General features: G+C 67.8%; 22 protein-coding genes. 10 read left to right on the top strand and 12 right to left on the bottom strand.

Annotation, left to right across the window (positions count from 1 at the left end; genetic code table 11):
• Positions 1-32 precede the first annotated feature (32 nt).
• Genes JWQ81_RS08340 through JWQ81_RS08325 form a run of 4 tightly spaced genes read right to left on the bottom strand, consistent with a single transcriptional unit; the run spans position 33 to position 5,090 of the window.
• Positions 33-245, bottom strand: coding sequence for a formate dehydrogenase subunit delta (locus tag JWQ81_RS08340; RefSeq protein WP_297539298.1), 213 nt, complete (start codon positions 243-245; stop codon positions 33-35).
• Complete coding sequence (gene fdhF, locus JWQ81_RS08335; protein ID WP_297539296.1) at positions 242-3,061, bottom strand: formate dehydrogenase subunit alpha; 2,820 nt, start codon at positions 3,059-3,061, stop codon at positions 242-244. Before fdhF ends, JWQ81_RS08340 begins: the two co-directional genes overlap by 4 nt.
• Entirely contained in the window at positions 3,058-4,605 is a 1,548-nt protein-coding gene (locus tag JWQ81_RS08330; protein WP_297539294.1) for an NADH-quinone oxidoreductase subunit NuoF, read from the bottom strand. Before JWQ81_RS08330 ends, fdhF begins: the two co-directional genes overlap by 4 nt.
• On the bottom strand, positions 4,602-5,090 hold the full coding sequence (locus JWQ81_RS08325) for a formate dehydrogenase subunit gamma (protein WP_297539292.1): 489 nt from the start codon (positions 5,088-5,090) through the stop codon (positions 4,602-4,604). Before JWQ81_RS08325 ends, JWQ81_RS08330 begins: the two co-directional genes overlap by 4 nt.
• Before the next feature lie 164 nt (positions 5,091-5,254).
• Between JWQ81_RS08325 and JWQ81_RS08320 the strand changes: the two genes are divergently transcribed.
• Positions 5,255-6,946, top strand: coding sequence for a DUF6880 family protein (locus JWQ81_RS08320; protein WP_297539290.1), 1,692 nt, complete (start codon positions 5,255-5,257; stop codon positions 6,944-6,946).
• Between the two features lie 194 nt (positions 6,947-7,140).
• Here the strand turns inward: JWQ81_RS08320 and JWQ81_RS08315 are convergent, their stop codons facing one another.
• From JWQ81_RS08315 to JWQ81_RS08300, 4 genes are read right to left on the bottom strand one after another with little or no spacing between them, the layout of a single operon-like run.
• Positions 7,141-8,223 (bottom strand): thiamine-monophosphate kinase, encoded by a 1,083-nt coding sequence (locus JWQ81_RS08315; RefSeq protein ID WP_297539288.1) that lies wholly within the window; start codon positions 8,221-8,223, stop codon positions 7,141-7,143.
• The gene (dcd, locus tag JWQ81_RS08310) at positions 8,207-8,833 is read right to left on the bottom strand and encodes a dCTP deaminase (protein ID WP_297539286.1); all 627 of its coding nucleotides are present in this window, start codon (positions 8,831-8,833) and stop codon (positions 8,207-8,209) included. The genes JWQ81_RS08315 and dcd overlap by 17 nt, the downstream gene beginning before the upstream one ends.
• A 19-nt stretch (positions 8,834-8,852) precedes the next feature.
• Positions 8,853-9,593, bottom strand: coding sequence for a hypothetical protein (locus JWQ81_RS08305; RefSeq protein WP_297539284.1), 741 nt, complete (start codon positions 9,591-9,593; stop codon positions 8,853-8,855).
• The gene (locus tag JWQ81_RS08300) at positions 9,593-10,888 is read right to left on the bottom strand and encodes a helix-turn-helix domain-containing protein (RefSeq protein WP_297539497.1); all 1,296 of its coding nucleotides are present in this window, start codon (positions 10,886-10,888) and stop codon (positions 9,593-9,595) included. The genes JWQ81_RS08305 and JWQ81_RS08300 overlap by 1 nt, the downstream gene beginning before the upstream one ends.
• 639 nt (positions 10,889-11,527) lie before the next feature.
• On the opposite strand from JWQ81_RS08300, the gene JWQ81_RS08295 reads away from it, so the two are divergent.
• The 4 genes from JWQ81_RS08295 to JWQ81_RS08280 are packed head-to-tail and all read left to right on the top strand — an operon-like array spanning position 11,528 to position 16,030.
• Positions 11,528-12,079 carry a hypothetical protein gene (locus JWQ81_RS08295; RefSeq protein WP_297539282.1) on the top strand — a complete coding sequence of 184 codons (552 nt, stop codon included), beginning with the start codon at positions 11,528-11,530 and terminating at the stop codon, positions 12,077-12,079.
• Positions 12,080-12,103: 24 nt separating this feature from the next.
• Positions 12,104-14,731: an FtsX-like permease family protein gene (locus JWQ81_RS08290; protein ID WP_297539280.1), complete on the top strand. Its 2,628-nt coding sequence runs from the start codon at positions 12,104-12,106 to the stop codon at positions 14,729-14,731.
• The gene (locus JWQ81_RS08285; RefSeq protein ID WP_297539278.1) at positions 14,718-15,413 is read left to right on the top strand and encodes an ABC transporter ATP-binding protein; all 696 of its coding nucleotides are present in this window, start codon (positions 14,718-14,720) and stop codon (positions 15,411-15,413) included. The genes JWQ81_RS08290 and JWQ81_RS08285 overlap by 14 nt, the downstream gene beginning before the upstream one ends.
• Complete coding sequence (locus JWQ81_RS08280; RefSeq protein WP_297539275.1) at positions 15,410-16,030, top strand: ABC transporter ATP-binding protein; 621 nt, start codon at positions 15,410-15,412, stop codon at positions 16,028-16,030. The genes JWQ81_RS08285 and JWQ81_RS08280 overlap by 4 nt, the downstream gene beginning before the upstream one ends.
• Positions 16,031-16,105: 75 nt before the next feature.
• On the opposite strand, the gene JWQ81_RS08275 is transcribed toward JWQ81_RS08280, so the two are convergent.
• From JWQ81_RS08275 to JWQ81_RS08265, 3 genes are read right to left on the bottom strand one after another with little or no spacing between them, the layout of a single operon-like run.
• Entirely contained in the window at positions 16,106-17,344 is a 1,239-nt protein-coding gene (locus JWQ81_RS08275) for an RNA polymerase sigma factor (protein ID WP_297539273.1), read from the bottom strand.
• Positions 17,344-17,700, bottom strand: coding sequence for a YciI family protein (locus JWQ81_RS08270; protein WP_297539271.1), 357 nt, complete (start codon positions 17,698-17,700; stop codon positions 17,344-17,346). Before JWQ81_RS08270 ends, JWQ81_RS08275 begins: the two co-directional genes overlap by 1 nt.
• A gap of 13 nt (positions 17,701-17,713) precedes the next feature.
• A complete protein-coding gene (locus tag JWQ81_RS08265; protein ID WP_297539270.1) occupies positions 17,714-18,283 on the bottom strand; it encodes a dihydrofolate reductase family protein in 570 nt (189 codons plus the stop codon).
• A gap of 148 nt (positions 18,284-18,431) precedes the next feature.
• On the opposite strand from JWQ81_RS08265, the gene htpG reads away from it, so the two are divergent.
• The 3 genes from htpG to JWQ81_RS08250 all read left to right on the top strand — a co-directional run bounded on the left by htpG (position 18,432) and on the right by JWQ81_RS08250 (position 21,428).
• On the top strand, positions 18,432-20,345 hold the full coding sequence (htpG, locus tag JWQ81_RS08260; protein WP_297539268.1) for a molecular chaperone HtpG: 1,914 nt from the start codon (positions 18,432-18,434) through the stop codon (positions 20,343-20,345).
• Positions 20,346-20,481: 136 nt separating this feature from the next.
• A complete protein-coding gene (locus JWQ81_RS08255) occupies positions 20,482-20,949 on the top strand; it encodes a hypothetical protein (RefSeq protein ID WP_297539266.1) in 468 nt (155 codons plus the stop codon).
• 8 nt (positions 20,950-20,957) lie between these two features.
• On the top strand, positions 20,958-21,428 hold the full coding sequence (locus tag JWQ81_RS08250) for a molybdopterin-binding protein (RefSeq protein WP_297539264.1): 471 nt from the start codon (positions 20,958-20,960) through the stop codon (positions 21,426-21,428).
• Between the two features lie 21 nt (positions 21,429-21,449).
• Here the strand turns inward: JWQ81_RS08250 and JWQ81_RS08245 are convergent, their stop codons facing one another.
• Entirely contained in the window at positions 21,450-22,223 is a 774-nt protein-coding gene (locus tag JWQ81_RS08245) for a crotonase/enoyl-CoA hydratase family protein (protein WP_297539262.1), read from the bottom strand.
• 89 nt (positions 22,224-22,312) lie between these two features.
• Here JWQ81_RS08245 and JWQ81_RS08240 point away from each other — a divergent pair, with 89 nt between their 5' ends.
• Together JWQ81_RS08240 and JWQ81_RS08235 are read left to right on the top strand one after the other, a co-directional pair.
• Positions 22,313-22,864: a hypothetical protein gene (locus tag JWQ81_RS08240; RefSeq protein WP_297539260.1), complete on the top strand. Its 552-nt coding sequence runs from the start codon at positions 22,313-22,315 to the stop codon at positions 22,862-22,864.
• 34 nt (positions 22,865-22,898) lie between these two features.
• A complete protein-coding gene (locus JWQ81_RS08235; RefSeq protein WP_297539259.1) occupies positions 22,899-24,224 on the top strand; it encodes an amidase in 1,326 nt (441 codons plus the stop codon).
• The last annotated feature ends 6 nt before the right edge of the window (positions 24,225-24,230 follow it).

The raw sequence follows: 24,230 nt of genomic DNA, 5'->3' as shown, positions 1-24,230 counted from the left end.
CTGCCCACGGCCGCCGGAACCGGCGGACATGCTCAGCGCAGCAGCCGGACGGCGGCCAGCGCGAGCGGGGCCAACTCCTCGGCTTCCACCTCCGCGCGGTGCATCAGGTCCGCGCGCATCCGCGGATCCCAGAACTTGCGGAGATGCCCGGCGATCGCCTCGGCCGCGGTGTCCGGGGGCTGGTGCGCGAACTGCAGCGCGATCTCGTTGACCAGCCTGACCTGAGGCGACCCCGGATGCGTCACGGCTCCGCCAGCGCGGACACCGGAACCTGCGCCGACGCCGGGATCGACGCCGGCGTAGACACGGTGAGGCCGACCTGGACCGCGGTCACCTTGTACTCCGGGCAGTTGGTCGCCCAGTCGGAGTTCTCCGTCGTCACCACGTTCGCGCCGGTGACGGGGTGGTGGAAGGTCGTGTAGACGACCCCGACGGGCATCCGGTCGGAGATCACCGCGTGCAGCGTCGTAGCGCCGACCCGGCTGGACAGCGTGACGTCGTCGCCGTCGTTGATGCCGCGCACCTCGGCGTCGTGCGGGTGGATCTCGAGGAGGTCCTCCGGGTGCCAGGCGACGTTGGCGGTGCGCCGGGTCTGCGCGCCGACGTTGTACTGGCTCAGGATGCGTCCCGTGGTCAGGATCAGCGGGTACTTGCGGGTGCTGCGCTCTTCGGTCGGCACGAACGTCGTCGGCACGAACCTGCCCTTGCCGCGCGCGAAGCTGTCGACGTGCATGGTCGGCGTGCCTTCCGGGGCGGCCGCGTTGCACGGCCACTGGACGCTGCCGAGCTTGTCGAGCGTCTCGAACGACACCCCGGCGAACGTCGGCGTGACGGACGCGATTTCGTCCATGATCTCGCGCGGGTGGTCATAGGACATCGGGTAACCCATGGCCTGCGCGATCTCGCTGACGATCTGCCATTCGTGTTTGCCGGTCTTCGGCGCCATTACCGGGCGTACGCGGTTGATCCGCCGTTCGGCGTTGGTGAAGGTGCCGTCCTTCTCGAGGAACGACGTCCCGGGCAGGAAGACGTGCGCGAACTTGGCCGTTTCGTTCAAGAACAGGTCCTGCACGACGACGAGGTCCATCGCGGCGAGTGCCGAGGTGACGTGTTTGAGGTTCGGGTCGGACTGCGCGATGTCCTCGCCGTGCACGAACAGCGCGCGGAACGTGCCGTCGATGGCGGCGTCGAACATGTTCGGGATCCGCAGCCCGGGTTCGGCCATGATCGAGCGGCCCCAGAGGTTCTCGAACACCTCGCGCACGGCGTCGTCGGACACGTGCCGGTAGCCGGGAAGCTCGTGCGGGAACGAGCCCATGTCGCAGGAACCCTGGACGTTGTTCTGGCCGCGCAGCGGGTTGATGCCGACGCCCTCGCGGCCGATGTTGCCGGTGGCCATGGCCAGGTTCGCCATCCCCATCACCATGGTCGAACCCTGGCTGTGCTCGGTGACGCCGAGCCCGTAGTAGATGGCCGCATTGCCGGCTTCCGCGTAGAGCCTCGCGGCGGCGCGCAGGTCCGCCGCGGGCACGCCGGTGATCGGCTCGGTGGCCTCCGGGCTGTTCTCGGGCCGCGCGATGAACTCCGCCCAGCCTTCGAAGTCCTCACAGCGCGCAGCTACGAACGACTCGTCGACGAGCCCCTCGGTGACGACCACGTGTGCCATCGCGTTGACCACGGCGACGTTGCTGCCGGGGGCGAGCTGGAGATGGTGCGCGGCCTCGATGTGCGGCGAGCGCACGAGATCGATCCGGCGAGGGTCGATGACGACGAGCTTCGCGCCTTCACGCAACCGGCGTTTCATCCGGGAGGCGAATACGGGGTGCCCGTCGGTCGGGTTCGCGCCGATGACGACGATGACGTCCGCCTTGGCCACCGACTTGAAGTCCTGCGTGCCCGCCGAAGTGCCGAATGTCTGGTTCAGCCCGTACCCCGTCGGCGAGTGGCAGACGCGGGCGCAGGTGTCGACGTTGTTGTTGCCGAACGCCGCGCGCACCATCTTCTGGACCGCGTACACCTCTTCGTTCGTGCAGCGCGACGACGTGATTCCCCCGATCGCGCCGACGCCGTAGCGCGCTTGCACCTCGCGCATACGATCCGCCACCCGGGTGATGGCGGTGTCCCAGTCGACCACCTGCCACTCGTCGGTGATGCTCTCGCGGATCATCGGGTTCATCTGCCGATCAGGGTGACTCGCGTAGCCGAACGCGAACCTGCCTTTGACACACGAGTGACCCTCGTTCGCGCCGCCGTCCTTGTACGGCACCATCCGCACCAGTTCGTCACCGCGCAGCTCGGCCTTGAACGAGCAGCCGACCCCGCAGTACGCACACGTCGTGATCACGCTGCGGCTCGGCATACCCAGCTGCACCACGGACTTCTCCTGCAGCGTGGCCGTCGGGCAGGCCTGGACACACGCCCCGCACGACACACACTCGGAGTCCATGAACTGCTCGCCGGCACCGGCGGACACTTTCGACTCGAACCCGCGGCCCTCGATCGTCAGCGCGAACGTGCCTTGGACCTCACCGCAGGCGCGGACACAACGGGAGCAGGAGATGCACTTCGAAGCGTCGAAGTCGAAATAGGGGTTGCTGTGGTCGGTTTCCAGCTCGAGGTGGTTCTCGCCCTCGTACCCGTACCGGACCTGCCGCAGGCCGACCGCACCGGACATGTCCTGCAATTCGCAGTCGCCGTTGGCCGCGCAGGTGAGGCAGTCGAGCGGGTGGTCGGAAATGTACAGCTCCATCACGCCTTGACGCAGTTTCTCCAGTTTCGGCGTCTGCGTGCGGACTTTCATGCCCTCGGCGACGGGCGTGGTGCAGGACGCCGGTGTGCCGCGGCGGCCATCGATTTCGACGAGGCAAAGGCGGCAGGAACCGAAGGCTTCCAGGCTGTCGGTGGCGCACAGCTTCGGAATTTCGATACCGGACAACGCGGCCGCGCGCAGGACGGACGTGCCTTCCGGGACCATGACCGGCAGCCCGTCCACTTCCACCGAAACGGTCGCCGCGCCGGGGCGGGCGGGGGTGCCGAGATCAGGTTCCTTGAACAGGGTCATGACTTCGTCTCCTGGTGGCGAGCGGTGAAATCCTCAGAAAAGTGCTGCAAGGCGCTGAGCACGGGATTGGGCGTCAACCCGCCCATCGCGCACAGCGAGCCGTCGGTCATCAACTCGCAGAGGTCGCCCAGCAGCGCCAGGTTCTCGTCGGAGTCCTGACCGGCCACGATCTTGTCGATGGTCTCGACTCCGCGGATCGAGCCGACCCGGCAGGGCGTGCATTTTCCGCACGATTCTTCGGCGCAGAACTCCATCGCGAACCGGGCCATCGCGGCCATGTCGACGGTGTCGTCGAAGACCACGATCCCGCCGTGTCCGAGCATGGCCTTCTGCGCGGCGAAAGCCTCGTAATCCAGTGGCAGGTCCATTTTTTCGGCAGGCAGGTACGCGCCGAGCGGGCCGCCGACCTGGACAGCGCGCAGCGGGCGGCCGGACAGCGTGCCGCCGCCGTATTCGTTGACCAGTTTACCGAGCGACATTCCGAACGCGGTTTCGAAGACGCCGCCGCGCGCGATGTTGCCGGCCAGCTGGAAAACCTGGGTGCCGCGCGAACGTTCCATCCCCAACGCCGCGTACGCCGCGGAGCCACCGGCGAGTACGGCTGGAACGGAGGCGAGGGTGAGCACGTTGTTCACCACGGTCGGTTTTCCGAACAACCCGGTGATCGCCGGGATCGGTGGTTTCGCGCGGACCATTCCGCGTTTGCCTTCAAGGCTTTCCAGCATCGACGTTTCTTCGCCGCAGATGTACGCGCCGGCACCGACGCGCACGAACAGGTCGAAACGCAGCCCGGAGCCGAGGATGTTCTCGCCGAGCCAGCCGTGGGCGTAGCCGATCTCGATCGCCTGGCGCAAGGTGCGGACCGCGTCCGGGTATTCCGAGCGGAGATAGACGTAACCCTCGGTGGCGCCGGCCGCGTAGGCCGCGATCGTCATGCCCTCGATGAGGCAGAACGGGTCGCCCTCGATCAGCATCCGGTCGGCGAAGGTGCCGCTGTCACCTTCGTCGGCGTTGCAGCAGACGAACTTCTGGTCGGCCGTCAGTTCGGACACGGTTTTCCACTTGATCCCGGCCGGGAAGCCCGCGCCGCCGCGGCCTCGCAGCCCCGAGTCGGTGACCTCGGCGACGACGTCGGATCGCTGGAGTTCCAGTGCCCGCCGCAATCCGGCCATGCCGCCGTGCGCGAGGTAGTCGTCGGCGGACAGTGGGTCGGTGACGCCGACGCGCGCGAAACACAGTCTTTGCTGGTCGCGCATCCACGGCAGTTCGTCTATCAGCCCAACGCGTAACTCGTGCTCGCCGCCGCCGAGTAGATCGGACGCGAGGAGGTCCCCGACGGCGTCGGGCGAGACTGGTCCATAACCGACGCGGCCTTCGGGAGTCTCGACTTCGATGAGCGGTTCGAGCCACAACATCCCGCGGGAACCGTTGCGCACCAGGCGAATGTCCAGTCCGGCGGTGAGCGCTTCGATGGCTGTGGCGACGTCGTCAGCACCGACTGAACAGGCCGCCGAATCCCGCGGGACGTAGATCGTGGTGGTCATGCTTTTCCCGTTTCCGCGCTGACAATGAGGTTGACCAGCCGGTTTTCGTCAAGGCGTCCATGCAGCCTGCCGTTGATCTGCGCGGCGGGGCCGAGCGCGCAGTTCCCGAGGCAGAAAACCTGTTCCAGCGTCACCGAACCGTCCGGGGTGCTCTGGCCGAGCTTGGTGCCGAGGATCTGCTGAGCCCGCTCGACAAGTGCCTCCGCACCTACGGACTGACACGCTTCCGCGCGGCATAGTTTCACGACCGTGCGACCGGCCGGCTCGCTGCGGAAGTCGGTATAGAAGGTGATCACCCCGTGCACGTCCGCGCGGGACAGGTTCAGCTCGGTCGCCAGCGTCGGCACCATCTCCTGGCTGACGAACCCGAACTCGGCCTGGAGCCCGTGCAGGATCGGCAGCAGCGCCCCTCGATCCCCGCGATGAGCGTCGATCACGGCTCTGACCCGGTCGGCGATCGACGTCTCGCCCTGGCTGGCTGGCATGCGTTACCTCCACCGTTCGTCTGACGACGATCTACTGCATACGGTATACAGAATCGTACGTCGCGGGAAGCAGCAGGGCCAGCATGAGTTCGCTGGGGCCGGAAAAGGGGCTCTGACCAGCCAACTTGGTGCCAAGTGGCAGTTCGGCCGGGCACGCTGACAGGATGGTGACCGTGCTGTTCAGCGAGCGATCTCTTCGCATGTTGGCCGATTCCGGCTCGTACGAGCGGGGACGGGCCTACTTCGACGACGAGCGGGTGCAGAAGCTCGTCGTCAGCGGGAACACGGCCAAAGCCACCGTTGAGGGCAGTGAGCTCTACCGGGTCCTGCTCACGGTCGACGATGTCGGGCTTGACGGTGAGTGCGAGTGCCCGTATGGCGCCGAGGGTTTCTTCTGCAAACACTGTGTCGCCGTGGCGTTGGCCTGGCTCAAGGCCAAGCCGGCACTCAAGGACGAGCCAGCAAAGGAACCCGCGCCGCAACGATCGCTCGAGGACTTCCTGCTCTCCCAGAAGTCATCGTGGCTGGTCGCGGAGCTGTTGCAGGCCGCGGCGGCCGACCCGCAGCTGCATGCCCGGCTCGAAGTCGCCGCCGGAGTCCGTCCCTACGGTGACGATCTGCGCCTAAAACTGAGTGACGCGATCGAGATCCTCGACTTCGTCGACTACAAGGGGGCACGCGCTTACTTCCGGGGCGTGGACGAGGCCCTTGAGGACCTCACTGAGTACGCCAGAAATGGCGGTGTGGGCGCACGCGTTCTGGCCGAGTACGCGTTGGACCTGGTCGAGGAGGCGATCCAGCAGGTGGACGACTCCGATGGCGGCGGCCTGGAAGCGTTGGAGCAAGTGGAGAGCGCCCATTTCGAGGCGTGCATGGCGGTTCCGCCGGAGGATCCCCTCGAACTCGCCGACTACTTGGTCGATCGCGCGTTGAGCAGCGGATACGGCGTTTTTCGCGGGGCGATATCCAACTACGCCGGCGTGCTGGGTCGAGCGGGCACGGCCCGGTATCGGGAGCGCATCGAGGAAGCCTTCCGGGCCTTGCCGCCCAGGGAGTCTGGCAAGCACGACGGCCACCGGTTCAACGTTACGTCGCTGTTGGAGCACGTCGCGCAGGTCCAGGGCGGGACTGACGCCGCGGTCGAGGTGCTGGCGAGAGACATCACCGATGAGTCCGACATCGTGCGGATCGTGCAAGCCCTTCGGATCAAGGGTCGCGACGAGGAGGCACTGAAGTGGGCGGAACGCGGCCTCATCGACTTCCCGCCCACCTCCGGGCTTCGGTCCCTGGCCGCCCAGTGCCACCTCGTGGCCGGCCGACGTAAGGAAGCCGCGAAACTGCTGTGGGACAACTTCACCGCGGAGCCGAGAACAGACGCCTACCGGGTGCTGGCCGATGCCGCGGACGAACTTTTCCCGGCCTGGCGGAAGAAAGCCCATGCTTTTCTGCGCAAACAACCGCGCCGCGCGAACCGCTTTTCGGCGACTCCGGACTACGCTCCCGGGCACACGACGTTGGTCGACGCCCTGCTGTCCGAAGGCGACATCGACGCGGCCTGGCGGGCCGCGAAACTCGGCGGCTGCCGCGACAAAACCTGGCTCCGCCTCGCCGAACGGCATGCTCACACCCACCCCGCCGACGCCATCCCGATCTTTCTGGAAGCCGCCGACGCCGAAATCCTGTGGAAGAAGCGCGATTCGTACCGAGCAGCGGCGAAGCTGCTGCTCGAGGCGCAAAAGCTGTACGAGCACACCGACCGGCTCGCCGAGTTCAAGTCGTACATGGCCGCGCTGCGCCTCGAGCACAAACCCAAAACCGCCCTACAAGACGAACTAACCCGAGCCCGCCTGCCTTAAGCGGGCACGGCCCGGCAGCGCGTCGACAATCGCAACTCGCCGTCGAGTTGCGATGCTTGCGCACGCGGGTTACACGCGTGTGCAACGAGCGCACTGTTGTAGAAAAGTGCCCACCTTGAGGGCTCAACTACCGCAACTCGCCGTCGAGTTGCGGTCACGGACACGACACAAGAGCTGCGTTAGTCCCGTGCTCGTCAGCCGGCGGGCACTCTCAGCACGTCGGCCATCAGCTGCGACAGCTCCCCGCCGTGCCAGGAGCTGGTGGAGAATCGCTCTTGCGCGATACCTCGCCAGGGGATGGACGTGCCTCCGACGGTGAGGCTGAGGCCTTCACCGGCGTCGGCGAGCGTGCCGATCTCCCGCGCTGGAATCGCCTCGGCTGACAGTCGCGTCGTTGCCGCTTCGACGTCTTCCGCTCGGACCACGACCACCAGGCTCCAGTCGCCCCAGGTTTCGGCGAGTTCGAACTGGCTCAGACCGGACTGTGCGCAAACCTCGGCGATCGCGGAGTCGAGATGGATGTCCGTGTTCATCCGCGCCCCGAGCCCGTTGGCTTCACACAGCGTGCGGACAGTGGCGTAGAGGCCGTCGGATACATCCATCGCGGCCCGCGCGAGCCCGCTCTCGGCCAGCACGCGGCCAGCCGCCACCTGGGCCATCGGCTGTCGGGCACGCGACCAGATCTTCTGGGTGTCCTGTTCGGACAGTTTCGCTTTTCCGCCCGATAGCAACGCGGATGCCCAGAGGTAGCCCGGTGAGCCGACCAGGAGTAGCCGATCGCCCAACGTTGCCCCGGTTCGTCCCAGCCTGCGGCCGGGCACGCAGCGGCCGACGGCGGTTGCCGAGAGCTGCATGGTCTGGCCGTCCCGGAGGTCACCGCCGACGACCTGGGTTCCATGTGCTGCGGCGCACGCGTCGACGCCGTCGAGAAGCCGACGGAAGTCGTCCACCGTCGTCTGTTTCGGCAGCGTGTAATTGACGACAAGACCCAAGGGTAGCGCGCCCGCCGCGGCCAGGTCGGAAAGGTTGATCGCGGCCAGCAGCCACCCCGTGTAAAACAGGTCCCGCTCGCCCAGGATGGTCACCAGCGGGGTCGGGCAGCTGTCCGTGGTCGCGACCAGTTCGCCGCCGAGCTCGTCACCCGGCGGTTGGCTCAGTACGGCGCAGTCGTCCCCGAAGCCGACGGTGTCCCGATAACGGGGGCGCAGCACCTGAGTCAGGATTTCGCGTTCACCCAGGTCTTCGAGGGTGAGTGGGAATTCAGCGTCGCCCGACATGGTCTGCCAATCGAGAAGGAGCGACCCGGTGATCGCTCGAGTAGTTGTGCGGCATTTCACCGTACGGCCGCTCGCTGCCGCTGGAGGAGAACAACATCAGGTTGCAGATGCGCGCGCCGGGATGCAGCAGTACGGCGTGCCGTAGGTGGGAGACGATCTCCAGAGTGAGGACCGCCCCGTTCTCCTTGCCGAAACCGGGACTGACCTGCCCGCAGAGCACGACGCTGATCCCCAGCCGCGCGTAGTCGCTGGTGCCGTCGACCAAGCCGGCCAGCCGTGCTGACAGGCCGATTCGTTCGAGGGTCGGTGCCAGTACCACTTCGCCGGGTTCGACTCGCAGTCTTCCTTGTTCGTCCAGCGCTTTCGGACGCAGCTCGGGATAGGTGGAGCGGTCGGCGATATCGACCGGGCCATCGGTTGCCAAGCTGAATGCCTCGTTGCCCAGCCTCAGGCTGAGTGCCGCGGGCCGCACAAGTCCGGGATCGAACGGATCGACGTGCAACTCGCCCGCTTTGTGCGCACGCCTGATCTCGTGATCGTTGAGCACGCCCCTCCGGCTGTCCCGCCGGGTTCCGAACCTACGCCTCTGCGGCCGGTTTTGTTGCGTCATAAGGGAAAACATCGAATGACTACGCCTCCGCCAGTACTGACCGCACCAGCCGGCGGAAGTCCGATTCGGACAGTTCGCCGTTGGGTTGGTCTTCGCTTTGGCCTGGTTCGCAGTAGACCACTGTGGATTGGCTGCGACGAGGTCCCTGGATCACCAGAGTCGCTGTCAGACCTGCCGCAATCGGCACGACGGTGTGCACGACCTCGGTATCACAGGAATAGACCTGGCCGGGGCGGACATGCGGTGCGTTCGTCCGCAACAGCCGGACTTCGCCATCGGGCCGCAAAGCCGCCGGATCGGTGGGGTCGCAGCCGTAACGGTAGCGGGCGTGGAGCTTTCCACGGTGCGCGTTTTCCTTGTACTCCACCATGTGCAGGCCAGCGCCGGCTACTACTGTCGAGGCGAACTCCCAGCGATGACTGTGCGGGTTCGATTCGCCCTGGTGGGGCTGGTCCGATGCCGGCCAGACGTGCAGCCGGAGACGGAACTCCGGATCCGTTGACGTGTGCAGTACCAGTTTGGCGAACCCGTTCGGATGCCAGTACGAGCGCGCCGCCGCCGCTGCCACCAATGAATCGTCATGGCACAGTTCGTCCAACCAGGACAGGAAGACGTCGGAGCAGGTCACCACTGCTTGCGCTGCAGCGCGAAGCCGGGTGAGGTCGATGAGGTGGGTATCGCTCAGCATTTCCCCGATGTCGTGGGAAAATCGACCGCCGCGTGACGCGACGGCGACTGCCGAGCTTGGATCGTTCGACATTATTCTCCGGTCAAGTCTCCGGGGGGACTGAGCGGAGGGGCGGCGACGGCCAACGTGGCGGCCCGCAGTGCGGTGACCGCGTCGAGGGTCATCCAGATCGGGAGATCGCCATTGCCCCAGGACCAAAGTCCACGCTCGTGGTCGTATCGGCTCCACAGGGTTCGGAGCGCTCTGTTGAGCCGGGCCAGCGGCAGTTGTGGTGCCGCGGCCAAGGCTTGGACAACCCACGCTGGGGTGAAATGCCGGATCATGATCCTGGTCGTCCCGTCACCATCAGGCTTCGGCCTGATCAGCTCTTCGAAGACGCCATCATCCGGGTGAGTCCGGTCGATCAGCCATTGTGTGGCTTCTTCGACAGCTTCCAGCACTTCGCCGCCGTCGTTTCGGCTGCGCAGCGAGGCTCGGAGAGCGACTACCGCTCGTGCGGTGTGCACGACGGAAGGCTCTGGTGCCACCAGGCCTGCCTCGTTCTTCTCCGGCCAAAGCAGTGATCCGGAGAAGTCGAGGCGGGTCGACAGCAGGTCTTCGATGAGCCTGGTGGTCAGGGGTGCGTCCGGGCGAAGCCGGACAGCGGTCTGCAAGGCGACGGCCAACAGGTACGGCCGCGTTCGGCTGAATTCGTCGAGCGAGTCTTCAACCAGGTTCAAGCCTTCGTCCACCGAGATCGCCGTACCGATGCGGAACAGGACGTCGACCACGGCGGCGGTGATCTCCGGACGGCTTGTCCCGGCTCGGCCCAGCCAATTGACCTGCGGTGAGCGCATGGTCAACAAGCTGTCGACGAGCGCGTGCTGGTCGACGTACGGCTCGCCCACCACCATCAGCGCATTCATCCCGAACGCGGTGCTTAGCGCGGTCGGATGGCCGTCCGTCTGCAGGTTGTGCCGCCAGCCGAGCGCCTTGCCGTGCCCGTCGCGGATCAGGTGTTCGACCAGGCCGAGGCCGACCCGGTGAAAGATCTCCGCCAACGATCCGGACGTCTCGACGACGATGGCGCCCGCAGTGGCCGGTGTCGCGTGCTCTTGGGGGGATCGAGCTGCCTCAACCAGCGTAACCAATGCGTTCGATGCCCGGAAGTGGTCGTCAAGCTGTTGGGCATTCTCCGCCGAGGGCAGATATTTGCCGGTCTCCCACTGAGTGAGGTTGGCCCTGGTCACACCGATCGCCGCCGCGCTCTGTGCCTGGGTCTCCGCGGCCGCCCGGCGCAGGCGTTTCACCTCGAGGCCGACGTCCTTGGCGCTAACAGTTTGCGCATCAGTAGCTTCCGCTGGCTTCCCAACGGATGTAGGCTGTATGTAGGCACTCGACACTGGGCTTACCTACCTTATGTAGGCAAATGTAGGGCGGTGTGTAGATGGGTACACCACGCGGACATTACAGCAGACCTCGCCGGGTTCCGCGCAGACCCGGCCGAGACCCGCCGACGTTCGACCCGGCTGGTCAGACCCTTGGCCGGGACATGGGGACGCGCTGCACTACCGGGCGGCAGCGCGACCTCGCGGCACCTTCGGCAGCCCGGCTTCGGCGGTCCACGCCGCCCAGTGGCCAGGCGCCGGTGTCATCACCGGAGTAGCGGGCGCCCAGAGCTCAATCCGCGCTCTTCAGTATTGGGGGCTACACCCCATGAACCACGACATTCGGGACGAATCAGGACGATCCACTCTGGTCAAAAGGCTCCTCGAACGGATGGACAGCTGGCTGTTCACGGCTGAGGACGAGAGAGCACACGCACGCGGCTGGCAGGTCGGCCGCCGGTCGAACGGCCGCGGTCGCACTTACCGGGACCCCCGATGGGACTCGGTGAGCCGATGTGAATTCTGCGCCGGTCTCGGGATGGCCGGCTGCCTGACTTGCGGGGGCTCCGGCGTAGTTCGGATGGAACCGCCTACGGCGATGGAGACCACGGCACCGGGGCACTGGGCAGGGGGTCGGTCATGAACCGCAGCCAATCGAATGACCAGCTCGCCGGCCTCGCGCGCGAACTCACTCACGTCAACCGAGCCAACCCGCTACTCGCTCTGTACCAGTGGCGTTACGAGCTTGCGGCCTTGGCGGTCACCTCGCTCGCCCTCGTCGATCTGATCGGTGCGGTAGGGCCGATCTGGGCGCTGACGATGGTGGCTTGCGTGGTCTACGAGGCGCTCTACTGGCCGGTGACCCGGCGATTCGTCCGGGCTCGGCTGCGCGTGGTGATCGTGCAACACCGGCTGCGTACGGCGTTCGCCCACGCCCGCGTGTGCACATTGAACGGTCGGCGGCCGGCCATTCTCTGGACGAGCTCGCGCGGCGACGAAGTCAAGGTGCTGCTGTCCTGCCCGGCGGGACTCGGCGTCGATCGGATACGCGAGCAAAGCCGTTTGCTGGCTTCTGCCTGCTTCGCGACTGACGTGGTGGTGAATCGCAACCCGCGTTTCGCCAACCTGGTCGTTCTCCACGTGCGAACCGCCAGACCGACAGTGGAGAAGGCTGTTCTCCCACGCGCTTGACCCGGCAGTGCCAGAATCGCGAGGGTGAGTCGATGGGGGATGCCGACGCCGTGGTCGCGTGCGGTGTGGATGTTGCGGCGGCAGCCGGCGGTCGCGCTGGCGTTGGGGGTGGCGGCGTTCTTGGTGGCGCTGCCGGCGGCGGCCGCGTCGCTGTTCTTGTCGGCGTCGGCCACGGCGACCTTGCAGCAGCAGATGGCGTCGTCGTGCGAGTGGGAGACGGGGGCGCAGTGGCAGGGCAGTCTGCCGTTCGCGTCGGAGCCGGACTCGCCGCCGGGGCCGGTCGGCGGCGCGCTGCTCGACGCGCGGGTCAAGGCAGCGAATGCCGCCGCGACGGGCGTGCCGCGGTTGTCGGCGCCGGTGGTGACGATGGCCAGCGGCGTCGCGGTCGTGGGCCCTCAGACGCGACCTGACCAGTCGGCGATGACGTTGGTGGCTCGCGACGGGTTCGCCGGGCATGTCGACTTGCTTTCCGGCGGGACCGGGCCGGGTATCTGGTTTCCCGACGGATTCGTGGCGGAGCAGGGCCTTCGGGTCGGTGATCGGGTGACGGTCGTGATGGAGGCGAAACCCGTGACACTGCCGGTGGCCGCGGTCTACCGGGATCTGCGATCCGTGCCCGACCAGCCGTTCTGGTGCAGCTTGCGGGACCTCTACCGGGGCAAACCCCTCAGCGAGAGTCCCGTGTTCCCGATGGCGCTGCTTTCGCGCGGGGACTTCGTGGCGTTGGCGCAGCAGGCGGGCACCGCGGTCGGGAACTGGGTCGAGATGTCGGTGGACACCTCGGGGCTCACCACCTCCGGCGCGGTTCCGGTGGTGGCCGGTGTGAATCGCATGAGCACGACCACTGCCGGGCCGGGCGCACTCGCCGGCGCCATGTTCGACCACAACTTCAGCGGCAGTTCCACGTCGTCGCTGCGCGGAATGCTCGACCGCTCGAACCTGGTCGGTTCGGCGTTGATCGGCACGGTTGTGCCGCTGGCGGCCGCGGGGGCGCTGGCCGGGCTGGTGATCGCGGCGGCCGCGGGGTCGTTCTGGGTGGACCGACGCCGGACTGAGCTGGTGCTGCTGTCCGCTCGGGGTGTCGGGCCGCTGGCGCTGACCGGCAAGGCACTGCTGGAGACCTTCGGCGTCGTCCTGGTCGGCTCGGCCGCCGGCTGGGTGGGGGCGCGGTACCTCGTCGGCGCGGTCGGGCCGAGTCCACTGGTCACGCCTGGTGCGGTCGGCATCTCTATCCTCGGTGCCGCCGCCGCGTTCCTCGTGACGTCGGCCGGGATCGCGGTGACGAGCGGACGTCGTGCGGCGAAGCTGTTCGACGCCCATCCGAAGCGTGTCAGGCGTTGGCCGTGGGAGCTGTTACCGCTGGTAGCAGCGGGATTGACGTGGTTGCTCCTCGGGAACGACGTCGATGTGGGCGCGGGCGTGGTCGGTAGCGTGGCCCGGATTCCGCCGCGGTTGATCGTGGTCCCGGTCCTGCTCATCGTCGGACTCGCGATGCTCGTGGGCCGGTTCGTCCGATGGGTGCTCGCGCGTGCGCACTCGACGTCGATGCGACGCCCGGTGCTCTTCCTCGCTTGGCGCCGGCTGCTCGCGGTCCCCGCCGCAGCAGCGGTCCTGATCGGCGCAACCGCGGTACCGGTGGCGTTGTCGGTGTATGCCACCACGGTCACCGGCTCGGTCGACCGCACGCTGCACGCGGAGGCTCAGCTGGTCATCGGGACAGATGTCGTTGTCGGGCTGACCGGCGGCACGGCGATCCCACCCGAACTCGACGGGCAGGCGAGCGTGGTCGAGCGGTTCGACGCCGCGAACATCGGCGGCACGACGGTCAACGTCCTCGGGGTGGATCCGGCGACGTTCGCCCGCGCCGCGTTCTGGGATCCTGGGCTGCCCGGGCCGTCGATACAGGAAATGATGTCGAGTCTCGCCGCCCCCGGCACCCCGGTCGGGATTCTCGCTGGGCTTCCGGTCTCGGGTAACGCGACGCTGGAACTCAACGGCCTGACCAAGCAACTCGCGATCACGGACACCGCGCAGCTGCCGGGCAAGACGTCCGGGTATCCGCTACTGCTGGTCCGCCTTGACGTTCTGGACAGCATCAACCCCTTTGCGCGGCACCTGCTCTGGGTGCGCGGCGATCCGGCAGTCACTGTTCCCGCGATCAGCCGGGCCGGGCTGCAGGTGAGCACCGTGAGCGAAGCTCAGCAAGTAACGGCCGCCGGCGTCTACAGCCCGATCAGCTACACGTTCACGTTCCTAGCGGCGGTGTCACTGCTGGCCGGTGCGATCGTCATGGTCGGCCTGCTGCTGTACCTCAGCGCCCGCGCTCGTGCCCGCCGCAGTGCGTACGTTCTGTTGCGCCGCATGGGAATCGGTGCCACAGCGCACTGGCGTGCACTGCTCGTCGAGGTGGGTGGGCTGCTGTTGGCGGGGTTCGCCGCGGGGCTGGCGCTGGCCGGGGTCGTGGTGGCGTTGACCTATCCCGGTTACGACGTGAACCCGACGACGGCGCCGGGCACGCTCGTCACCTGGCCGTGGCCGCTAATCGGTGAACTCGCCGCCGCCGCGGTGGTTGCCACGGTGCTGGCGACCGTGGTGGCGCAACGTACGGTGTCCCGAGCTCGACCCGCGGAGGTGCTTCGTGACACGCGCTGACAGTAGTGATGATGACAGCGTTGCTTTGCGCTGCCAGGGAATCACCCACGAGTACCACGTCAGCGGGCAATCGGTGCACGCGCTGACCGACGTCGCCGTGTCGGTCGAACGCGGTCAGGTCACCGCGCTCGTCGGTCCGTCCGGCTCAGGCAAGTCGACGCTGCTGCGCATCCTGGCGTGCCAGGCCCGCCCGCAGGCGGGCACGGTCGAGATCGCCGGAATCGAGACGACGGTCCTGTCCGCCCGGCAGCGCCGAACGCTGCGCCGGGCCCATATCGGTTACGTGTACCAGGATCCGGCCGACAACCTGCTGGACTACCTCACTGTCGCCGAGCATTTGACGCTCGGTGCGCGCCTGCGCGGGAGCGACGACGACGGTCGCAAGCTGTTGGGCGTGCTCGGGATGGACGACCGGATCGGGCACTATCCGCGTCAGCTGTCCGGCGGTGAGCAGCAGCGGGTGGCGCTGGCTTTTGCGGCCGTGGGTGAGCCGACGTTGCTGGTCACGGATGAGCCGACGGCGCAGTTGGATCGCGGGTCGGCGCGCCTGGTCGTCGGCGCGCTCCGGCGGCTGGCCGACCACGGTCACACGGTCCTGGTCGCCACCCATGACCCCGATGTCAGCGGTGTGGCCGAGCGGGTAGTCGAGCTGGTCGACGGCCGAGTGGAGTGTCCACAGTGAACAGTCCGGTGCTCACGCTGGTCGACGTCGCCAAGACCTACGGCGACGTGCGGGCGTTGCGCGCGGTCAGCCTGACGCTGGTTCCGGGCGAGTTGGTCGTCCTCACCGGGCCGTCCGGTTCGGGGAAGAGCACGCTGCTGATGATCGCCGGCGGCTGGGAAACTCCGGATAGCGGCGGCGAAGTCGTCCCGCATCCGCCGTTGCCGAGCCTGCCGATGTCCGCGATGTCGTGGCGGGACGTCGGGTTCGTCCCGCAGTCCATCAGCTTGCTCGACGAACTCACCATCACCGACAACCTCGCCTTCGCCCGCCGCCCGCGTCGCGCGGAGGATCTCGGGAGTCTGCTGGAAGCCTTTGACCTCACCAAGTTCGCCGACCGGACCCCGGGAGAAGTCTCTCGCGGCGAGCAGCAGCGCACGGCTGTGGGACGCGCACTGGTCGCGGATCCCACGCTCGTCCTGGCCGACGAACCGACCTCGCATCAGGACCGGCGGCGCGCGGCGATGGTTCTGGCGAACCTGCGTCAAGCCGCGGATCGCGGTGCCGCGGTGCTGATTGCCAGCCACGACCCCGAAAGCCGGGACTACGCCGACCGGACGATCAACCTCGGCGACTGATCCCTCAGCAACTCGACGGCGAGTTGCGGTAGTTGCGGACATCAACGATCGCAACTCGACGGCGAGTTGCGAAGGTCAAGATTCCAGTGTTCGGCGGCGGCCGAGGAGGAAGTCGCGTTCGGCGGCGTTGTCGGTGCGTACGATCGCGCGTTCGTAGGCCTGCGAGGCTTCCGCGGTGCGGCCGAGGCGGCGCAGCAGGTCGGCGCGGACGGCGTGGAACAGGTGGTAGCGGTCGAGGTCCAGTGCGTCGACGAGGGTGAGCGCGACGTCCGGGCCGTCGACTTCGGCCACGGCGACCGCGCGATGCAGCGCGACGATGGGGCTCGGCGTGAAGGCGAGGAGTTGGTCGTACAGCGCGACGATCTGCCGCCAGTCCGTGTCGGCCGCGGCCGGGGCGTCGCTGTGGACGGCGTTGATCGCCGCCTGGATCTGGTACGGACCCGGCTGGTTGCGCCGCAGGCAGGCCCGCACGATGGCCTGCCCTTCGGCGACGAGTTCCGGGTCCCAGCTGCCGCGATCCTGTTCTGCCAGCAGGACGAGGCCGCCGTCAGCGGTCGTGCGGGCGGCTCGCCGGGAGTCGGTCAGCAGCATCAAAGCGAGTAACCCCAACGCTTCCGGCTCGTCGGGCATGAGGTCGGCGAGAAGACGTCCCAGTCGGATTGCCTCCGCGCAGAGGTCGTCGCGGATGAGCCGGTCGCCCGAACTCGCCGTGTAGCCCTCGTTGAAAATGAGGTACACCACGGCCAGCACCCCGCGCAGCCGGTCCGGGAGATCGACGTCATTCGGTACCCGGTAAGGGATTCCCGCGTCCCGGATCTTGCCTTTCGCCCGGACGAGCCGCTGGGCCATCGTCGGTTCGGGCACCAGGAACGCCCGCGCGATCTCCGTGGTGGTGAGCCCGCCGAGCAGCCGCAGTGTCAGCGCGACCCGGGCGCCCATGCCGAGCGCCGGGTGGCAGCAGGTGAAGATCAGGCGCAGCCGGTCGTCCCGCACGGGTCCCTCCTCGGTCGGCTCATCGGCGTTGTCGACGTCGGCAGTGGCGTGCAGGAGGGCCGCCTGCGCGTGGCGGTCTTCGCGGGACGACTCGCGGCGCAGGCGGTCGATCGCGCGGTTGCGGGCGGTGGTGATGATCCAGCCGGCCGGGCTCGGCGGCAGGCCGTCGGACGGCCACCGCCGCAGTGCCTGCGTGAACGCGTCCTGGACCGCCTCTTCGGCGATGTCGATGTCACCGAAGACGCGGACCAGGACAGCGACCGCGCGGCCGTACTCCGCGACGAAAACGCGTCCGATCGCGGCGGGCGGCAGATCGGGCATCAGCCGTCGACTTCGCCCTGGAACGGCCTGACCTCGATCGACAGCGTGCCGAGCACCGCGGCCAACCGGCGTCCCCACCCCAGCGCGGCGTCGAGGTCCGGCGCCTTGATGACGGTGAACCCGCCAAGGTGCTCCTTGCCCTCGGCGAACGGGCCGTCGATGGTGAGCACGTCGTCGCCGGACACCCTCAGCACGGTGGCCGTGCTCGGCGCGTGCAGCCCGGCCGCGAACACCCACGCGCCGGCGGCCTTCATCTCGTCGTTCAGCTTTTCGAGCTCGGCCATGATCGGGCCGAGGACTTCGGGCGGCGGCGTCGGTCCGTCGGGCTGGTAGATGCTGAGCAGGTACTGCTTCATCGGCTCGTTCCCTTCACCGCGCGGGTTCGTAGGTCGCCATGATGACGCCCGTGGTCGTCGTCACCGAATTGATGAGCCGAAGCGGGCCGGCCGCGTTGTTGAACAGTTTGTTCCCCGTCCCGAGCAGCAGCGGGTGGATCAGCAGCAGGTAGGTGTCGACGAGGTCGCGCCGCATGAGCGACTGGAGCAGGTCCCCACTGCCGAATACCAGGAGATCCTCCTCGATTCCCGCCACGGCGTCGGCAGCGTCACCTTCGAGGAGTGTGGAGTTGCTCCACGGAAGCGGCGCCTCCAGCGTCCTCGACGCGACGTATTTGTGCCCCTCGGTGAGTACATCGGTGAACGGGTTGTCAGTCTGGTCGGGCCAGAATCCGTAGAAGTCCTCGTACGTCCGCCTGCCGAACAGGAAGGCTCCCCGGTTGCCCGCCATGCCCTCGGCCATCGCGCGGCTCATCACTTCGTCGGTGTACGGCAGTGCCCAGCCGCCGTGGGAGAACCCGCCGCGCGGATCCTCGTCAGGACGTCCCGGTGCCTGCATCACGCCGTCGAGTGTCAGGTTGTCGACCACGCTGATCTTGCCCATGTCTTCCTCCGGCGTCGGCTGGTTTTCACGATTTACACGAACTGTTTCCGGCAGGATCGACAGACGGCTTCGCAAGAGTTGGTAACGAAAACATAACGGCCGCCGCCCGGTACGATTCGGCGGCGACTTACCGTATGAAGGGGGCACTGTGAACACCAAGGTCGACACGCTCGAGTTCCAGGCCGAGGCGCGTCAGCTGCTGCAGCTGATGATCCACTCGATCTACTCGAACAAAGAGACCTTCCTCCGGGAGCTCGTCTCCAACGCCTCGGACGCTTTGGACAAGCTCCGGCTGGAAGCGTTCCAGGACAAGGACCTGGAGGCCGACACCAGCGATCTGCACATCGAGCTCGAGGTTGACAAGGACGCGCGCACGCTGACGATCCGCGACAACGGCATCGGCATGTCCCGCGAGGACGTCATCGGTCTCATCGGCACCATCGCGAAGTCCGGCACGGCGGAGTTCCTGAAGAAGCTGAAGGAGTCGCAGGACTCCGCGGTCTCGCAGGACCTCATCGGGCAGTTCGGCGTCGGCTTCTACTCCAGTTTCATGGTGGCGGACAAGGTCACCCTGACGACGCGGCGCGCGGGCGAGACCGTGGGCACGCGCTGGGAGTCCGGTGGCGAGGGCACCTACACGATCGAGGAGCTGGACGACGCGCCCCAGGGGACAGCGGTCACGCTGCACCTGAAGCCGGAAGACGCCGACGACCAGCTCTTCGACTACACGTCGGCCTGGAAGCTCCGCGAGATCGTCAAGAAGTACTCCGACTTCATCGTGTGGCCCATCAAGATGGCAGCAGAGAAGACGGCCGAGGACGGCGAAGTCACGCACGAACTCGAGACCGTCAACTCGATGAAGGCGCTGTGGGCGCGCTCGAAGGACGACGTCACCGACGACGAGTACAACGAGTTCTACAAGCACGTCAGCCACGACTGGCAGGACCCGCTCGAGATCGTCCGCATGCAGGCGGAGGGCACGTTCGAGTACCAGGCGCTGCTGTTCATCCCGTCGCACGCGCCGATGGACCTGTTCATGCGCGAGCGCAAGCGCGGCGTGCAGCTCTACGTCAAGCGCGTGTTCATCATGGACGACTGCGAAGAGCTGATGCCGGAGTACCTCCGGTTCATCAAGGGCGTCGTCGACGCGCAGGACCTGTCGCTCAACGTGTCGCGCGAGATCCTCCAGCAGGACCGCCAGATCCAGCTGATGCGCCGCCGACTGGTGAAGCGGGTGCTGTCGACGGTCAAGACCCTGATGACCGAGCACCCGGACAAGTACGCGACGTTCTGGAAGGAGTTCGGCCGCGCGGTCAAGGAAGGCCTGCTCGACGATGTCGAGAACCGCGTCGCGATCCTCGACATCTCGTCGTTCTCCTCGACCAACGATGCCGAAGCGCCCACCACGCTGCGGGAGTACATCGAGCGGATGAAGGACGGCCAGCAGGACGTCTACTACATGACCGGCGAGTCGCGGTCGATCATCGAAAACTCGCCGCATATGGAAGCTTTCCAGGCCAAGGGTTTCGAGGTGCTGGTGCTGACCGACCCGATCGACGAGATGTGGGTCGACGCGGTCGGGGAGTACGAAGGCAAGCAGTTCCAGTCCATCGCGAAGGGCCAGGTCGACCTCGACAGCGACGAGGAGAAGAAGACCGCCGAGGCCGAGCGCGAGCAGCAGACGAAGGACTTCGCCGAGCTGCTTTCGTGGATGACGACGACCCTGGGCGAGAGTGTCAAGGAGGTGCGGCTGTCGTCGCGGCTGACGACGTCGCCGACCTGCATCGTCGGGGACAGCAACGACATGTCGCCGACGCTGGAGAAGATGTACCGGGCGATGGGCGAGAACATGCCCCAGCTCAAGCGCATCCTCGAGCTCAACCCGACGCACCCGCTGGTCGTCGGGCTGCGTGACGCCCACAGCAAGCGCGCGGACGACGAGACGTTGGCCGAAACCGCCGAGCTCCTCTACGGCATGGCGCTGCTTTCCGAAGGCGGCGAGCTGAGTGATCCGTCCCGCTTTACGCGGCTGCTCGCGGCTCAGCTGACCCGCGCCTTGTAGGACTCGTGAGTGTTCCGGCCGCTTCTAACCGGCCGGAACACTCACGAGCCCTGGACCCTTTTCACCGCGTAAGCGGCACGAAAGATCTTTTTGCCCCGCACCTGCGGATCATCTACCCTCAGCTGAGGAGGTGCGGATGAGCGGGACTCGGTTTGCGGTACTCCTTCGGCGGCATCAGCCGGAGCGCTCGATCCGGTCGATCGAAGCCTCCGCCGGCCTGCCGGAATCCAGCCTCTGCGCGTGGCTGGACGAGGCTGTCGAACCTCGTCCGCCCGAACTGGTGCCGGTCGAGACGATGAGCCGGATCGCCGCCGCGACCGGCGCCCCGCTGGCCGCGGTGTCGCGGGCGCTCACCGGAACCTGGTTCGACTTCAACGGCTGGCAGTGGAACCACTTCCGGGCCGGCGACGAGGTCGTCGTGTTCGGCGAGCAGGACCCGGAAACCGGCGCCTGCCAAGTGCGCCGCGGGCGGGTCACCGCGGTCGACCCGCTCGACACCATCGATGTCCGCTTCGACGACGGCAGCTTCTACCAGCGCCAGCCCGAGGCCGAGGGCCGGATCAGCCACCTCGGCGGCGGCTGCCGATGCAGCACTCCGTTATGACCGGGCTCGTGACCGCTACGGACGGGCAGTTCCTGGTGACCGGCGCGGTCCGGGCGCCGGGCACGGTGGTGACCACGGCCGAGCTGGACAAGCGCGCGCAGGGCCCGAGGCGCGTCCACTACGTCACCCGGGCGTGTGACCGGATGGACGAGGTGCGCGGCATCCCGCTGCACGACCTGCTTTCCGACGTCGGCCTGCTGCTGCGCGAGGACCGCAAGATGGACCACCTCAACCTGGTCGTCCTCGCCTTCGGTCAGGACGGCTACCAGGTGACGCTGTCGTGGGGCGAGGTCGACGTCGAGTTCGGCGCGTGCGCCGCGCTGGTCGCGACGCGGTACAACGACGTCGTCCTGCGGCGGCCGACGCTCGTCCTCCCGCGTGACAGCCGCGGCAGCCGGTACGTCCGCCTGCTCAGCGAACTGCGCGTGCTCCACATCGACAGCGACGCCGTCCCCCTCCCCAGATCCGCCCCGCACTGACCACGCGAGTTCGACGTTCGCCTAGGAATCGAAGGTGCCGTGACGACCGGCGCCGGCGGCGAACCGAGCGGCACCCGTGAGCGCTTCCGCGGTGACGGATTCCTTGCCGTGCAAGAGTTCGTTCGCCATCGCGGCCGATTCGGTGAGCCCTTCGGACTCCAGCAATGACAGCCTGTCGTTGCGCATGCAGACCTGGGGGAACGCGGCGATCTCGGCAGCGAGTTCCTCGGCGGCCTCGCGGGCCCTGCCCGGCGCCACGACCCGGTTGACCAGCCCGATCGCGTGAGCTTCGGCGGCGTCGACCGGGCGGCCGGTGAGCACGAGATCCAACGCGCGGCTGGTGCCGATCAGGCGGGGAAGCCGCACGGTGCCGCCGTCGATGAGCGGCACGCCCCAGCGCCGGCAGAACACGCCGAGCACCGCGTCCTCCTCGGCGACCCGCAAATCGCACCATAGGGCCAGTTCGAGCCCGCCGGCCACCGCGTGTCCGGCGATCGCGGCGATCACCGGTTTGCCGAGCCGCAGCCGGGTCGGACCCATCGGACCGTCGGTGTTTTCGACGTCCTCGGTCACCTGGTTGCTCCGCTCGGTGCCGAGCGCCTTGAGGTCCGCGCCCGCGCAGAACGTCCCGCCTTCGCCCCACAAGACCGCGACCGAAGCGTCCGGGTCGGCGTCGAAGGCGCGAAAGGCGTCCGAGAGCTCCTGCGCTGTCGGCCCGTCGACCGCGTTGCGCACCTCGGGTCGTGAGAGCACCACGGTGGTGACCGCGCCCTTGCGTTCACTGCGTACCGGCATGCTCGCCGACGGTACCCGGGTGCACCGGTGCGGGCGGGGTTCCCCTACGATTTCCCGGCCGCCGACCTTGGTGGCGACGGAGGTAGACGATGAACCGTGAACCTTCCCCGAGCGACACTATGCCGCTGGCCAGGGTCACTTCAGACAACCCCGACGACGACGGCGGCAAGCATCGACGTCCCGAAGACGGGGCGAGCGCGCCCGAGGTGAGCCCGCCGGAGTCGCCGGGCAGACGCCGGATCGCCGCGCTGTTCCCCGTCGCCGTTGCGGTCGTCGCTCTGGCGCTCGCGGGCGCCGTCGTCTACGGCGCGAACCACCAGGTCGAAGGCACCGGAACGGCCGATCCGGCCGGACTCCCCGGCCAGCCGGGCGCCGTGCTGCCGCCGGATTCCCCGACGTCGACCACCCCTAGCAGCGCCTCCGCCTCCGCGCCGCCCGCTTCCGCGGACGTCCGGGCGCAAGCCTCCAGCAGCGACGTCGTCACGACGACCCCGAAGCCGCCTGCCAAGCCCAGTGCGCCCATCGCCACCGGCGGCAACGGCCCGGGAAACGACACGTCCGCGATCGAGTCGTCGATCGCCGCCTCGATCATGAGCTCACTGCAGAGCCGCTTCGGCGGACCGCCTCAGCCCCGACACTAAGCGCATTTCCCACGCGGGACACTAGAGTTCGACCATGGTGCTGACGGCGGTGGAACTGGCGAAAGCGGTGCGCGCGGGGGAGCTGGACCCGGTCCAGGTGACCAAGGACGCGCTCGCCCGAATAGCGGCCGCGGACGGGGTGGTCGGCGCGTTCCGGCGCGTTCGCGAAGCCGAGGCGCTGGCTGAGGCGCACCAGGTCGCCGAACGGCCTGATCTCGCCGAGTTGCCGTTGGCCGGTGTGCCCGTCGCCGTCAAGGATGTCACCGACATCGCCGGCGAGTTCGCCGAATGGGGTTCTCATGCCGGATCGCGCTCGAACGCGGCGGAAGACGGCGAGATCGCCCGACGCCTGCGTGCCGCGGGCGCGGTGATCGTCGGGCTCACCCGCGTGCCGGAGCTGTGCGTCTGGCCGATGAGCGACACGCCTGAGGGCATCGCCCGCAACCCCTGGGAGCCCACGTACGTCGCCGGCGGGTCGTCGGGTGGCAGCGCGGCCGCCGTCGCCGCCGCGCTGGTCCCGGTGGCCCACGGCACGGACGGCCTCGGCTCGGTCCGGCTGCCGGCCGCGATGTGCGGTCTCGTCGGCATCAAACCCGGCGCCGGCGTGGTCAAGGAACCCGGCGCCGAGGGCTGGTTCGGGATGTCGACCCACGGCTCGCTCGCGACGACCGTGGCGGACGCGGCGCTGTTGCTGGCCGTCCTCGCGGAACGGCCGGACCTCGCGGACATCGTCGACCCGGGCAACCTGCGCGTCGCGTTTTCCACCGTGTTGCCGACCAAGGCGCCCGTCCCGAAGGAGCTCACGGCCGCGGTCGATCTCGTCGCGGAGTTGCTCGTCGTCGCCGGTCACGACGTCGAAGAAGCCACTCCGAACTACGGTGTCGCGGCTGTCGGCGGCATCGTGGCGCGCTGGTTCGCCGGACCCGCCGAGCAGGCTGAGGACTTCGACTTCGCGCTCCTGCAACCGCGCACGAAAGCGCATGTACGCGTCGGAAAGCTGGTCCGGCGGCTCGGGCTGGTCCGGGAACGTACCAAGCAGAACTGGATCCGGCGTGCGGAAGCGTTTTTCGCCGAGCACGACGTGCTGGTCACGCCGACGCTCGCAACGTTGCCGCCCAAGGCCAAACGCTGGCACGAGCGCCGCTGGCTGGCCAACGCCGTGCCCTCGGGGCGCGTCGCCGGGTTCACCGGGTTGTGGAACCTGGCCGGGTACCCCGCGATGTCGGTGCCGGTCGGGCGGACGGCGTCCGGCCTGCCGACGAGCGTCCAGCTGATCGCCGCGCCGGGCGGCGAAGCCCGCCTCCTCGCCGTCGCCGCCCAACTCGAGCGCGCCAACCCCTGGCCCCGGACGGTGTTGTGACGTGAC

The sequence above is a fragment of the Amycolatopsis sp. genome (genome assembly GCF_025464955.1).
Lineage (GTDB): Bacteria > Actinomycetota > Actinomycetes > Mycobacteriales > Pseudonocardiaceae > Amycolatopsis.
Note: the sequence above shows the minus strand (reverse complement) of the source record. Positions and strands in the feature narration are given on the sequence as shown.